12 protein-coding genes are annotated in these 13,246 nt (G+C 69.3%); all 12 read left to right on the forward strand.

The genetic code is table 11. From position 1 onward, the window contains the following. Positions 1-101: 101 nt before the first annotated feature. The 12 genes from gspG (at position 102) to NWF24_RS34245 (ending at position 13,152) form a co-directional block, all read left to right on the forward strand. Complete coding sequence (gene gspG / locus NWF24_RS00005) at positions 102-551, forward strand: type II secretion system major pseudopilin GspG (protein WP_258352378.1); 450 nt, start codon at positions 102-104, stop codon at positions 549-551. Positions 552-604: 53 nt separating this feature from the next. After that, complete coding sequence (gene gspK, locus NWF24_RS00010) at positions 605-1,582, forward strand: type II secretion system minor pseudopilin GspK (protein WP_258352379.1); 978 nt, start codon at positions 605-607, stop codon at positions 1,580-1,582. Next, positions 1,579-2,790, forward strand: a complete 1,212-nt coding sequence (gene gspL / locus NWF24_RS00015; RefSeq protein WP_258352380.1) for a type II secretion system protein GspL — start codon at positions 1,579-1,581, stop codon at positions 2,788-2,790. The genes gspK and gspL overlap by 4 nt, the downstream gene beginning before the upstream one ends. Next, on the forward strand, positions 2,787-3,374 hold the full coding sequence (locus tag NWF24_RS00020) for a type II secretion system protein M (protein ID WP_258352381.1): 588 nt from the start codon (positions 2,787-2,789) through the stop codon (positions 3,372-3,374). The genes gspL and NWF24_RS00020 overlap by 4 nt, the downstream gene beginning before the upstream one ends. Next, positions 3,371-5,956 (forward strand): type II secretion system secretin GspD, encoded by a 2,586-nt coding sequence (gene gspD, locus NWF24_RS00025; protein ID WP_258352382.1) that lies wholly within the window; start codon positions 3,371-3,373, stop codon positions 5,954-5,956. The genes NWF24_RS00020 and gspD overlap by 4 nt, the downstream gene beginning before the upstream one ends. Beyond that, a complete protein-coding gene (gspE, locus tag NWF24_RS00030; RefSeq protein WP_258352383.1) occupies positions 5,953-7,410 on the forward strand; it encodes a type II secretion system ATPase GspE in 1,458 nt (485 codons plus the stop codon). The genes gspD and gspE overlap by 4 nt, the downstream gene beginning before the upstream one ends. A 10-nt stretch (positions 7,411-7,420) precedes the next feature. Next, positions 7,421-8,626 carry a type II secretion system inner membrane protein GspF gene (gene gspF / locus NWF24_RS00035; protein WP_258352384.1) on the forward strand — a complete coding sequence of 402 codons (1,206 nt, stop codon included), beginning with the start codon at positions 7,421-7,423 and terminating at the stop codon, positions 8,624-8,626. 222 nt (positions 8,627-8,848) lie between these two features. Next, a complete protein-coding gene (locus NWF24_RS00040) occupies positions 8,849-10,057 on the forward strand; it encodes a substrate-binding domain-containing protein (protein ID WP_258352385.1) in 1,209 nt (402 codons plus the stop codon). Positions 10,058-10,327: 270 nt separating this feature from the next. Continuing rightward, positions 10,328-11,101 carry an STN domain-containing protein gene (locus tag NWF24_RS00045; RefSeq protein WP_258352386.1) on the forward strand — a complete coding sequence of 258 codons (774 nt, stop codon included), beginning with the start codon at positions 10,328-10,330 and terminating at the stop codon, positions 11,099-11,101. Beyond that, the gene (locus NWF24_RS00050) at positions 11,098-11,679 is read left to right on the forward strand and encodes an RNA polymerase sigma factor (RefSeq protein WP_258352387.1); all 582 of its coding nucleotides are present in this window, start codon (positions 11,098-11,100) and stop codon (positions 11,677-11,679) included. The genes NWF24_RS00045 and NWF24_RS00050 overlap by 4 nt, the downstream gene beginning before the upstream one ends. 8 nt (positions 11,680-11,687) lie before the next feature. Then, the gene (locus NWF24_RS00055) at positions 11,688-12,698 is read left to right on the forward strand and encodes a FecR family protein (protein WP_258352388.1); all 1,011 of its coding nucleotides are present in this window, start codon (positions 11,688-11,690) and stop codon (positions 12,696-12,698) included. A 103-nt stretch (positions 12,699-12,801) separates the two neighbouring features. After that, the gene (locus NWF24_RS34245; RefSeq protein WP_375338432.1) at positions 12,802-13,152 is read left to right on the forward strand and encodes a FecR/PupR family sigma factor regulator; all 351 of its coding nucleotides are present in this window, start codon (positions 12,802-12,804) and stop codon (positions 13,150-13,152) included. Positions 13,153-13,246: the final 94 nt, after the last annotated feature.

The raw sequence follows: 13,246 nt of genomic DNA on the forward strand, positions 1-13,246 counted from the left end.
CCGATGAACTCCCGAGAATTTTCAATCGGACTGACACGCGGCACTGCCACGATGAACGGGTTGACTGCCTTTGATGTTCTTCGTTGTTCTTGGAGTGGAAGATGGCCGCACGTTCAGCCCCTTGTCGCGCAGGTCGCCCCTCCGTTTTGCAACGCGGCTTCACCCTCATCGAACTGATGGTGGTGCTCGTCATCATCGGCGTGCTCGCCGCGCTCATCGTGCCCAGCCTGATGGACCGGCCCGATCAGGCGCGCGCCACGGCGGCCCGGCAGGACGTGGCCGCGATCATGCAGGCGCTGAAGCTCTACCGCCTCGACAACGGCGCCTATCCGAGCTCGACCCAGGGCCTGCGGGCGCTGGTGGAAAAACCCGCTACCGGCAAGGTGCCGGCCAACTGGCGCACTTACCTGGAGCGCCTGCCGGCCGATCCGTGGGGCAACCCCTACCAGTACCTGAATCCGGGCACCAATGGCGAGATCGACGTGTTCTCCCTGGGCGCCGATGGCGAGCCCGGCGGAGAGAAAGCCAACGCCGACATAGGCTCTTGGTAGCGCCGGTGGCTGCCGTGGGCGGATCGGTGCGAATCAGGACAGGCCGTGCGCCGATGGCGCACCAGCACGGCATGGCGGTGGTCAGCGCGCTGTTGATCGTCGCCGTGATCGCGGTGCTGGCCGCAAGCCTGCTGGGCAGGCAGTCGGCCTTCATTCGCACCACGCAGGGCGACCAGCTCCGCGTGCAGGCGCGCTGGCTCCTGCGCGGGGAAATTGGCGAAGCGCAGCGCGTGCTGCGCGCCGATGCCCTGCGGGAGCCGACCACGCGGCTCGATGGCTTGTGGACGCGGCCGTTCTCGCGGCCGGCCGCGGGCCAGGTGGCCGGCGATGGCGGCCTGCTGGTCAGCGAAATCGCCGACGAGCAGGGCAAGTTCAACCTGCGCAACCTGGTGGACAACGCGGGCATCGACCCCGTGGAGGCGGAGGTGTTCACCCGGCTCTGCGCGCTGGTGGGCATGCCCCCGCCGCAGGCCCAGGCCGTCATGCGCCGCGTCATCCTCAGCCTCGGCGATGCGCAGCAGCTGGCTTCAGGCGTCGTGCCCGACGAGGTCCGCGAGCAGTCCGCGCAGCTGGCCACCAGCCTGGGCCTGCCGCCGGAACTGCCGCGCACCGCGCAGGCGCCGCGGCTGCGCGCGCTGGAAGATCTGCTCGCCGTGCCCGGCGTGGATGCGGCCCTGCTCGCCAGGCTGGCGCCCTTCGTGACCGTGCTGCCCGAGCGGACGTGGATCAACGCGAACACAGCGCGCGCGGAACTGGTGGCCGCGGGCGTGCCCGGGCTTTCGCTCGACCGCGCGCGGGCCTTGCTGGTCGCGCGAGACAAGGGCCAGTGGTTCATCAACAACGGCGACTTCGTCAACCGCGTGCAACTGCCCGGGCTCGATGCAGTCGACGTGCGCATGGGCGTGGTCAGCAACTGGTTTCGTGTTGCCAGCGTGCTGGGCACCGGGCGCACGCAGTTCGTGCAGGTGGCCCTGCTGCATGACGACAAGGCCTCCCTGCCGCGCGTGATGTGGATGCGGGAGGGCGTATGAAGGTCGATCTGCTGCGCCTGCAGTTGCCGCCCTGGCCGGGCGATGGGGCTTCGCACGTCGAGGTGCGCTGCGGCTGGCGCGCACCCGACGGAAAGTGGCACGACGGCGGCACGCGCGCGCTGGATGCCGTGGCCCGCGAGTTCCAGCCGAAACGGCTGGAAGCCTGCCTGCATCCCGGCGACGTGCCGATGGCCAGCTTTGCCTTGCCGCCGCTGTCGGGCCGGCGCCTGCGCGCGGCCGTGCTCGGCGCCATCGAGCCCTGCGCCCTGCAGCCACTGGACACGCTGGTGACGGGCTTCGGCCCGCGCGCGCCCGATGGCAGCGTGCCCGCGGCATGGATCGGCCAGCCTGCGATGCACGGTTGGCTGGACCTGTTGCGCCGGCATGGCCTGGCGGTGCGCGAACTGCAGCTTCCTGCTGCCTTCCTGTCGTGCCCGGCCGAAGGCTGGACGGCCTGCCGTGTCGACCGCTGGCTGGTCGTGCGCAACGGGCGCAGCCAGGGCTTCGCGCAATGGCTGCCGGAAGGCACGGACTGCGGGGCCGGTCTCGCGACGTGCGCAGGCAACGATGCGGCGCTGCCGCCCGTGCAATGGGCCGGCGATGACGATGAAGGCGACGCCTCGGCGCGCTGGTCGGGCGAGGGCTGGGGCTGGTCCTTGCAGGCGGGCGAATCGGCCGCCGGCAGTGCCGTTGTCGGCGCTGCGCTGGTACGGCCTGTCGTCGGCTGGGCAGTCATCGCCATCGCCGTGTGGCTGACGGGGCTGAACGTTTACGCAGCCCGGCTGGCGACACAGGGCCAGGCGCTGAAGCGGCAGATGGCCGCGCGGGTCAAGGCCGCCTTTCCCGACGTGCCGGTGGTCGTCAACCCCTTGCAGCAGGCGCGCCAGCAACTGGAGGCGCGCGCGGCGGGTGCACCGCAGGCCGCGGCCAGCGGCGACTACGCCGGGCTCTCGCGCGCGGCTGCAAGCTGGCTGGCGCAGGCCCCGGCCGGGCAGGTTCAGGGGCTGCGCTACACGGCGGGAGAACTGCGCATCCGCTGGCGCGACGGCGCGGCGCCGAATGCCGAGGCGTTGCTGGCGCTGCAGACGCAGGCCAAGGAGCAGGGCCTGGTCGTTGCGAGCGATGCGGGTGCGTTGCGCATGACGGCGGCGCTGGCAAGCAGCGAGCCGGCCGCACCATCGGCCCCTCGCCAGAAGGACGCGCGGTGACCCTTCTCGATCACCTGCGCCCGCTGCAGCAATCGATGCGCGAAGGCATGGCCCGGTGGCGCGCGCTGTCCGCACGCGATCGTCTGGCCGTGGGCATCGCCGCGCTCCTGGTGACGCTGGCCTTCCTGTGGCTGGTGCTGACGCGGCCGGCGCTCGATACCGTCGCCCGCTGGCAGCAGGAGCTGCCGAAGATGCGGGCCCAGTCGACCGAGCTCGACAGGCTGCTGGCAGGCGTTCCCGCCGCGCGCGGTGGCGGAGCTGGCCCGAGCGAATCGCCGCAGGCCGGACTCGACCGTGCGGGCATGCAGGGGCTCTACCGGATCCAGGTCGTGGTGGCCGATGCACCGGCGAGTGCCGGCAGCACACCGCCCGTGAAAGCATGGCGCATCGAGTTCGCGGAGCCCGCACCTGCGGACAAGGTTTTCTCGTGGTTGCTGGCGGTATCCGCCCGCAGCGACATCGAAGTGACCGGCGCTGTCCTCGATCGCGCGGACAGCGCCGCAGAAGCCGCCCCGGGCCCGCAAGGGCTGGTGCGCGGCGTGGTGGACCTGCAGTCCACCCAACTCTACAAGGATGGCCCGTGACTCGAGAGCTAAAGGGCGCAGCGATGCGCCGATGGACCGTGGCGTGCTGCATCGGGCTGTGCAGCTTCGCAGCAGGCGCTGCGCCGCCCGCGGGCCGCGCGGCGGCAACGCCGCAGGCCGCCAGCGCCGGCAAGGACGAGAAGGTGGTCCTGAACTTCGTCGATGCGGACATCACGTCCGTGGTCTCGGCCCTGGCCCGTTTCCTGGGCCGCACCTTCCTCTTCGATCCGCGCGTCAAGGGGCAGGTCACGCTCGTGTCGGAAGGCGAGGTGTCCTCGGCCACGGCCTACAACATGCTGTCGTCGGCGTTGCGCATGCGCGGCTTCGTGATCGTCGACGTGGGCGAGGTGAGCCGCGTCGTGCCCGCGGCCGACGCAAAGCTGCAAGGCGGCTCGGTCAATACGCGCAACCCCGGCGGCGGCATGGCGACGCGCACCTTCCGCCTCAACTACGAGAACGCCGAAGCGATGGTGCCGGTGCTCAAGCCGCTGATCGCGGCCGAGAACACCATCACGGCCTATCCGGCCAACAACACGCTGGTGGTGACCGATCACATCGAGAACCTCGAGCGCCTCGCCCGCATCATCGAAAGCATCGACACCCCGACCTCGCTCGACTCCGAGGTCGTCAAGCTGCGCAACGGCGTGGCCGTGGACATCGCCGCGCTCGCCACCGAACTGCTCGAAGGCAGCGGCGAGAAGGGCAAGCGCGACATCGTGGTGCTGGCCGATCCGCGCTCCAACAGCATCATCATCCGTTCGAGCAGCCCGGGGCGCACCTCGCTCGCGCGAGAGCTGATCGCCAAGCTAGAAAGCGCGCAGAGCGACCCGGGCAATCTCTACGTGGTCTACCTGCGCAATGCACAGGCGGTACGCCTGGCGGGGGTGCTGCGCGGGCTGCTGACGGGCGAATCGCCGGACGCATCGGCCACCGGCAGTGGTTCGGTGCGCGCGGCCCTGGGCGCAGGCGGCATGCTCGGTGGCGCGGGAAACGCGAACAACGGAAGCGGCGGCACGGCGAACAGCACGGCCAACCGCAGCACCGGCACGGGCGGCACGACAGGCGCCACCGGCAGCGCAACTGCCACTGGTGGCCTGCGCGGTACCGGCACGACAGGCGCAGCGGGCGGCAGCAGTTCCACCGCCTTCTCGGCGGGCGGCGTCACGGTGCAGGCCGACGCCACCACCAACACGCTGATCATTGCCGCACCGGAGCCGATGTACCGCAGCCTTCGCCGCGTGATCGACATGCTCGACCAGCGGCGCGCGCAGGTGCTGGTCGAAAGCCTGATCGTCGAGGTGACCGAGCGCGACGCCTCCGAGCTGGGCATCCAGTGGATGGCGGGCGGCAGCAACGGGCGGGTGCAGGCCGGCACCAACTTCGGTTCGGCCGTGCTCAATGCGAACGCACAGAACACCATCGACGCGATGCCCCGGGGCCTGAACATCGGCTTCGTCGACGGCACCGTCAAGCTGCCGGGCGTGGGCGAAGTGCTCAACCTCAAGATGCTCGCGCGCGCGTTGCAGAACAAGGACGGCGCCAACATCCTCTCCACGCCCAACATCCTGACACTGGACAACGAGCCGGCCTCCATCATCGTTGGCAAGACCGTGCCCTTCGTGAGCGGGCAGTACATCACCAACGGCAACAGCAGCACCAACCCCTTCCAGACCATCCAGCGCGAGGACATCGGCCTGAAGCTCAACATCCGCCCGCAGATTTCCGAGGGCGGCACGGTCAAGCTCGACATCTACCAGGAGGTTTCCAGCATCGACGAGCAGACCTCGGGTGCGGCCGGCATCGTTACCAACAAGCGGGCGCTCGACACCAGCATCCTGGTCGACGACGGGCAGATCATGGTGCTCGGCGGGCTGATGGAGGACAGTGTGTCCAACGGCACCGAGTCCGTGCCCGGTCTCGGCTCGCTGCCGGTGGTTGGCAACCTGTTTCGCTACGACAAGCGCCAGCGGGTCAAGACCAACCTGATGGTGTTTCTGCGGCCCTACGTAATCCGCGACGCGAACGCGAGCCGCGGCCTCACGCTCGACCGCTACAACTTCATGCGCATGCAGCAAGGGCGTGTCCGGCCCGTGGCGCACGGCCTGTTGCCCGACGTGGGCGGGCCCGCATTGCCTCCTTCGGGCATTCCCACCGTGGGCCGCGCGCCTGAGGTCGACCTGCGCCCGCAGAACTGGGACCGCACGCGCGAGCAGCCGCCGCCGCCCACCGCCTCGGCCAGCGCGGTGCGCCAGTCGCCGGCCGAGCTGGCGCCGCCGCCGCCCGTGCTGCGCTCGCAGCTGCCGGCAGGCGTGACGCTGGATTCAGACCCCGCCACGCTCTACGGCGGTGCCAACGACAAGGTCACCGTGGTGCAGATCGCCGACGTGAAGGCCGAGCAGGATGCGGTGAGCATCGTCAAGCGGGTACGCATCAGCGGCATCGGGGCCTACATCGTGGGCGGACCGGGCGGGGAGGGCAACCTGGTGCGAGCCGACATCGCACGCGATCCGCAGGCGGTGGACAACGCCATCACCGTGCTGCGCGAGCTGGGCTACCGGCCGGAGCTGGTGGGGTCGCCTTGAACGCCGTCACCACGCACGCCGCGCTGCCGCATGCCTGGGCCCGCAGCCAGCGCATCGTTGTGCAGGCCGAGAGTGGGAGTGAGGGCGGAGGCGCCGTGTGCATCGTCGTGTGCCCGCGCACGCCGGGCTGGGCCGTGGCCGAAGCCCGCCGCCTGCTGGGCGAACTGCCGCTGCAGCAGGTCGGCGAGGCCGAGATGGACGCGCTGCTGGCCAGCAGCTATGCCGACACCGGCGACGCCGCCTCGGTGGTCGGCGCGGTGGAGCAGCAGGTCGATCTCGACCGCCTGATGCAGGACATTCCCGCCATCACCGACCTGCTCGATGCGCAGGACGATGCGCCGGTCATCCGCATGATCAACGCCCTGCTCACGCAGGCCGCACGCGACGGTGCCAGCGACGTGCATCTCGAATCCTTCGAGACCCATTCGGTGGTGCGCTTTCGCGTCGACGGCACGCTGCGCGACGTGGTGGCGCCGCGCAAGGCGCTGCACGCGGCGCTGATCTCGCGCATCAAGATCATGTCGCAGCTCGACATTGCCGAAAAGCGGCTGCCGCAGGACGGGCGCATCACGCTGCGGGTGGGCGGCCGGCCGATCGACGTGCGCGTGTCCACCGTGCCCACCGCGCACGGCGAGCGCGCGGTGCTGCGCCTGCTCGAAAAAGACGCCGGGCGCCTGCAGCTCGAACGCCTGGGTATGGCGAGCGACACGCTGGCCGAGCTCACGAGGCTGGTGCGCCAGCCGCACGGCATCGTGCTGGTCACGGGCCCCACCGGCAGCGGCAAGACCACCACGCTGTATGCGGCGCTCGGCCAGCTCGACCTGAGCACGAGCAACATCCTCACGGTGGAAGATCCGGTGGAGTACGACCTGCCCGGCATCGGCCAGATCCCGGTGCACGCCAAGATCGGCATGACCTTTGGCGCGGCATTGCGCGCGGCGCTGCGGCAAGACCCGGACAACATCATGATCGGCGAGATCCGCGACCTCGAGACCGCGCAGATCGCGGTGCAGTCTTCGCTCACCGGCCATGGCGTGCTGGCCTCGCTGCACACCAACGACGCGGTCTCCGCCGTCACGCGTATGAGCGACATGGGCATCGAGCCTTTTCTGTTGTCGTCTTCGCTGCTGGGCGTGCTGGCGCAGCGGCTGGTGCGCCGCCTCTGCCCCGCGTGCAAGGTGCCGCGGCCACAGCCCGATGGCAGCGTCGTCTACGCGCCGGTGGGCTGTCCTGCCTGCGGCAACTCCGGCTTCAAGGGCCGCACCGGCATTCACGAGCTGTTCGTGGTGCACGACGACATCCGGCGCCTGATCCACGAAGGCGGCGACGAGCAGGCCATGCGTGCGGCGGCGGTGAGGCACGGCATGCGCTCCATGCGCGAGGACGGCCAGCGCTGGGTGCGCGAGGGCGTGACCACCGCCGAGGAGATCATGCGCGTGACGCGCGACGCATAGGAGGCGCGAAATGGCACGCTTCGAGTTCGAGGCCGCGAGCGGCAACGGTGACATCCAGCGCGGCACCACCGAGGGCGAATCCGCGCGCGCGGTGCGGGCGCAACTGCGCGAGCGCGGGCTCACGCCGCTCGACATCCACGAAGCAGCCGGCAGCGGCGGCGCGCTGGCCTGGCTCCAGCCCAGGCTGGGCGCGGCCGACTTGTGCTGGGCCACGCGCGAACTCGCGAGCCTGCTGGGCGCGCGGCTCACGCTGGAGGCCGCGCTGGTCGCCACCATCGAGCAGGCCGAACGCAAGCACGTGGGCGATGCGCTGAGCGCGGTGTGCGACGGCGTGCGTGCCGGCATGCGGCTGGCCGATGCGCTGGGCGAACGGCCGCGCGACTTTCCGCAGATCTACCGCGCACTGGTCAGCGCGGGCGAAGACTCGGGCGATCTCGCGCGCGTGATGGAGCGGCTGGCCGACTACCTGGAAAACCGCGACAGCCTGCGCAGCAAGGTGCTCACGGCCTTCATCTATCCAGCCATCGTCGGCTTCGTGTCGCTGTGCATCGTGGTGTTCCTGCTGGGCTATGTGGTGCCGCAGGTCATCGGCGCCTTCGCGCAGGCGCGCCAGGAACTGCCCGCGATCACGCGGGCCATGCTGGCCGCGAGTGCTTTCGTTCGTGAATGGGGCTGGCTCACTGCTGGCATGACGGCGGGTGCTTGGGCATTGGGCCGTGCCTCGCTGCGCGACGAGGCCCGGCGGCTGCGCTGGCATGGGCTGGTGTTGCGCATGCCGCTGGTGGGCCGCTATGCGCTGGGCGTGGACACCGCGCGCTTCGCGTCCACGCTGTCGATCCTGATGGATGCAGGCGTGCCCCTGCTGCGTGCGCTCGAGGCCGCGCGGCAGACGCTGGGCAACGAATGGATCAGGCGCTGCGTGCTCGAAGCCACGGGCCGCGTGAAGGAGGGCACGCCGCTCGCCGCGGCGCTGAAAGCGCAGAAGATTTTTCCGTCGAACCTCGTGCATCTGGTGGCCAGCGGCGAGAAGACGGGCGCGCTGGCGGCCATGTTCGAGCGTGCGGCGCAGAACCTCTCCCGAGATCTGGAGCGTCGCGCCATGCGGCTGACCACGATGCTCGAGCCGCTGATGATCGTCGGCATGGGAGGCGTGGTGATGGTGATCGTGCTCGCCGTGCTGATGCCGATCATGGAGATCAACCAGATGGTCCGCTGAACAAAGCTCCCGAACATCGCGCGCAAAAAGCGCGGCGTGTTCGGGAGTTTTTGTGGCCGAGTTCCCGAGCTTTTTTCCGCCTGCTGTCACTCGCGAAAAGCAAGATCAAAAGCGTCGCCACAGAGGCGGCACAGGTAGCGAAGAGGCAGGAAGGTTCGATCGACAGACCACCCTGTCTCTGGCAGCTCAATTCTTTTTTGGTCAATGCAAAGGAGTTTCCCAATGCGTGCAATGTTCAAGCCGGTCGCCATGGCGACCGTGATGGTGGCGGGTCTTCTGGCTGCTGGTGCAGCCTCAGCTCAAATCGCGGTGGGTGGTGGTGCGACCCTGCCGGAAGTGCTTTACGACCAGATCCTGCCCAGCGGCGTCGGCAACCTGAACTACAGCTACACCGGCACCGGCAGCGGCGGCGGCAAGACTGCGTTCATCAACAACAACGCCACCGCGTTCAAGAACGAATCGGTGACCGGCACGCCGGCATGGGGCGCCTCGCAGTCCGTGCACTTCGCCGGCAGCGATTCCGCCCTGTCGACGACCGAACTGGCGAACTACAACAGCGCGCACCTCTCGGCCTGGGGGCGCCTGATCCAGATCCCGTTCGCAGGCACCGCCGTGCTCGTGCCCTTCAAGCGCACCGGCGTGACCGCACTGAACCTGACGAATGCCCAGATGTGCGCCATCTACGGCAACAAGACCGGCGGCCAGACCTGGGGCCAGGTGCTCGGCACTAGCGACACCACGCCAGTCAGCGTGGCATATCGCGGCGAGAGCAGCGGTACCACGGAACTGCTGGCCCGCTACCTGGTGGCTGCCTGCAACCCGTCCGGCTCCAACTTCGCAGTGTCGAGCACCTTCACCGCGGTCGTCGCCGGTGAAGTCGGCACGATCCCGGCCAACTGGCAATCCGTCACCGGCAGCAGCGGCATGGCTGCTGCGATGGCTGTGGACGGCCGCATCGGCTACCTGAGCCCCGATTCGGTCTACAACCCGGGCGCCACCACGCTGATCTCGAAGATCAACGGCTTCCTGCCAGTCGACACCTCGATCCGCGCAGCGCTCGCCACGCAAGCCCTGCCGACCGCCGGCACGACGGCCGCCAACAACCCGCTGTCGTGGGTGCCGCCCTATGTGCTGTCGAGCACGCAGTACCCGATCTTCGGCACGACCAACCTGATCGTGAACCAGTGCTACAAGGATCCGGTGATCACGCAGCGCATCAAGGACGTCGTGACCAACCTGACCGGCACTGCATACGACGCCGCGATCACGGCTCACCAGATGGTCAATCTGCCCGCTCCGCTGCCGCTGCCGAACCCCGGTGGCAACAACTGGAAGCAGAAGATCGTCGACAGCTTCCTGACCTCGACCAGCTCGCTGGCCATCGGCAACCCCAACGTCTGCAACACCGTCGGCCGTCCGCTGACGAACTGATCGCGCGTCGGTTCGCCACTTGCGACCGGACTGCCCACCGCGGCAGCCCGGTCGCCCAGGCAGCCCCGAGGACGACGACCGCGCCCAAGCGTGGTCCGAGCCCTCGGGGCTTCTGCCTGTGCATGCGAGCCGCGATCCTGCAGTGTCAATGCCAGTTTGCAAATGTCATGGGAACGTCACTACCACTCGCTAACGTAGTCCACGGTCTGTCGGGGCGGCTTCGGTCGTCCGGCAGATGCGGCAACTCTGTGGCCTGTGCGCCTACCCGGTATGACAGCGAAATCGACATCGGTCAGTGTGCTGACACTGGCCTGGTGTCTGGCCGGATTGGCCACGTTGCCCGATCCGCGCGGCGCGCAAGCACAGCCGGCGCGTTCGGCATCCATAACAACAACAGCGACGGCGGCATCGTCCGCCGTACAGATCGAATTCGACATTGCCGCGCAGAGGCTCGGCGATGCCATCGATGTCTACAGCCGTCTCACGGGGCTCGACGTTCTGCTCGACGGCGAGCAGGCGCAGCGCCCGGCGAATGCAGTGCTCGGCACCTTCACCGCGCTGCAGGCCCTCGAGACGATGCTGGCCGGCACGGGGTTGGAGGCGCGTTATGCGACGGCATCGTCGGTGGTGATCCGGGCCGCACGTGCGTCCGGCACTGCTGCAGCAACGCCGGGGGGCGATGCGTCGGCGTACGAGGAATCGGGTTTTCAGGGAGGAGAAGTCTTGCACCAGTCCTATGCAGCCCAGGTACAGCAGGCCCTGCGCGCTTCGCTGTGCGATGCGGCCGAAACGCGCCCGGGCGGCTATCGCCTCGCGCTGCAGCTGCGACTGGACGGGCACGGCATGGCGGAGCGCTTTCGCCTGCTGAGCACGACCGGCAAGACCAGCCGCGATGCCGCGGTGCTGCGCAAAGTGCGCACGCTTTCGGTAGGCAGCCCGCCGCCGCCGTCGTTGCCGCAACCGCTCGTGATTCTGCTTCTGCCGGAGGGCCCGGACACGGAGCCGGCCTGCCCGCCGCTGGGCGCGATCGGACGTGCGCCATGAACGAAGGGCAGAGCCTCTCGGCCAGCCTTCGTGCGCGCGTGGTCGCACGCTATGCCGAGCTGCGCGGCAAGCTGGAGCGCATCGTCGGTTCGCGCGATGACGCGGCCGACGCGATGCAGGAGACCTGGCTGCGCTTGGCAACCTCCGCGGGCGAAGCGAACGCGCCGAACGCGATGAATGCGAACGTGGTGCACAACCCCGATGCCTATCTGCTGCGCATGGCCGCCAACATCGCCGTCGACCGCTACCGGCAGGACAACGCGCTGCTGGTGCGCGGCGAGATCGATGCGCTGGTGCACATCGTCGACGAGACGGCCGACCCCGAGCGCATTGCGAGCGCACGCAGCGACGTCGACGCATTGAGCCACGTGCTCGCACGCATGCCCGCGCGGCGCCGCGCCATCCTGGTGGCGGCGCGGGTGGACGGGCGGCTCAACAGCGAGATCGCGCAGCACATGGGCGTGTCGCTGAGCACCGTCGAGAAAGAGCTGCGCGCCGCGCTCGAATACTGCAAGAAGCATCTGCCGCATGTGGAGGCGGCCCAGCGTGGACACTTCAGCGGCCCGAGAAGATACTGATGAACGCCATGTCCCCTACGGAAACCGAGCTCGGCTCGCTGCAGCACCAGGCCCAGGCCTGGTGGATGCGCCTGCATTCGGGCGAAGCCACGCGCGCCGACGCCGATGCGTTCCGCCAGTGGGCAACGCGCAGTGCCGCGCACGCCCAGGCGTGGCGCGAAACCATGCGCGTGTGGTCGTCGCTCGATCCGCTGCTGGCCGAAGAGGCCGCGCGGCTGGCGCTGCCGGCGCGCAAGCCGGCGCGCCTTTTCTCATGGCAAGGCATGTCGCATGCGCTGCAATCGCCGGGGCGCCGTGCCTTCCTGGGGGGCGCGGTGGCGGCCTCGGTCACCGCGGGCGTGGTGGCGGTGTATCCGCCGCTCGGGCTGTGGCCTTCGGTGGAAGAGCTGGCCGCCGACTACCGCACGGGCACTGGCGAACAACGGCAGCTCGCGCTGGGCCGGGATGTCAACGTGCAGATGAACACGCAGACCGTCATCAACCGGGTCGGCACGGGCGGTGGCGCTGGTGCGGAGACTGTCGGCCTGGAACTGGTGGCAGGCGAGGCCGAGATCGCGCTGGACGGCTCGGCCAGCTTCTTCGTCGATGCGGGCGGTGGGCGGCTGCAGGCGCGCGTTGCGCGCATCAACGTGCGCTACACCGGACCGCAGGTGTGCGTGACCTGCCTCGAAGGCCGCGTGACGGTGTCGGTGGCCGGACAGCGCCGGATGCTCGAGCAAGGCAGCCAGCTCTTCTACGACAAGTCCGGCATGCAGGAGCCGGTAGGGGCCGACTTGGCGGGAGTGGGCGCGTGGCGCACCGGCGTGCTGTCCTTCGACCGCATGCAGCTCTCGGAGGTGATCGCCGAGATCAACCGCTATCGGCCGGGCAAGATCTTCCTGCGCAACGACGAACTGGGCCGCACGCAGGTGCGCATGCAGATCGCGCTGCGCAGCATCGACAACGCGCCGGCGATGATCCACGAACTGTATGGCGCCCGCATGCGCAGCCTGCCGGGCGGCATCGTGGTGCTGAGTTGAAGAAGCAGCGCGCGCCGGTTGCCTGCGTGCTGCGAGGCCCGAAGCTGCACCGCCTCGGCTTCAAATAATTTACGGGTTGTCGCGCGCAGGCTCGTCATGGGGTATGGAACCGACACCCCGTGACGATCGCCCCACCGCAGGACACGACGCCTGCCTCGGCGAAGCGTTCGACTGGCTCGTACGCCTGAACCGGCGCCGCGCCAGCGAGGCGGAGGCGTTCGCGTTGCAGGTCTGGTGCGGCCGCAGTGCCGTGCATGCACAGGCATGGCGCGAAGCCCTCGCGCTGTGGCGGGCCCTGTTGCCGGCCGCGTGCGCCGCGGCGCAGCGCGCGCCGCGAAGGCCACGCCGCGCAAGTGGCACGCGAACCGTTTCCCGCCGCGCCGCCGCCCCAGGGCGCGGCACTTCTTCCGACGTCTTCCCTACGCAGCATCGCCCCGGGCAATCATGGTCCTGAATCCGCACTCCCTTCGTTCGCGTTCTTCTGCTGCGGGATCGCGCCGCGCACGCCGTCGCGGCCCGGGCGGAACGCCCTCTGCGGCAATTGCCCT

It is taken from the genome of Variovorax paradoxus, from assembly GCF_024734665.1.
Taxonomy (GTDB): Bacteria; Pseudomonadota; Gammaproteobacteria; order Burkholderiales; family Burkholderiaceae_C; genus Variovorax.

Coding starts and splice junctions, on each gene's coding strand:
- gspG (WP_258352378.1), top strand. CDS start 102: ATGGCCGCACGTTCAGCCCCTTGTCGCGCAGGTCGCCCCTCCGTTTTG.
- gspK (WP_258352379.1), top strand. CDS start 605: ATGGCGCACCAGCACGGCATGGCGGTGGTCAGCGCGCTGTTGATCGTC.
- gspL (WP_258352380.1), top strand. CDS start 1,579: ATGAAGGTCGATCTGCTGCGCCTGCAGTTGCCGCCCTGGCCGGGCGAT.
- gspF (WP_258352384.1), top strand. CDS start 7,421: ATGGCACGCTTCGAGTTCGAGGCCGCGAGCGGCAACGGTGACATCCAG.
- NWF24_RS00040 (WP_258352385.1), top strand. CDS start 8,849: ATGCGTGCAATGTTCAAGCCGGTCGCCATGGCGACCGTGATGGTGGCG.
- NWF24_RS00045 (WP_258352386.1), top strand. CDS start 10,328: ATGACAGCGAAATCGACATCGGTCAGTGTGCTGACACTGGCCTGGTGT.
- NWF24_RS00050 (WP_258352387.1), top strand. CDS start 11,098: ATGAACGAAGGGCAGAGCCTCTCGGCCAGCCTTCGTGCGCGCGTGGTC.
- NWF24_RS00055 (WP_258352388.1), top strand. CDS start 11,688: ATGTCCCCTACGGAAACCGAGCTCGGCTCGCTGCAGCACCAGGCCCAG.
- NWF24_RS34245 (WP_375338432.1), top strand. CDS start 12,802: ATGGAACCGACACCCCGTGACGATCGCCCCACCGCAGGACACGACGCC.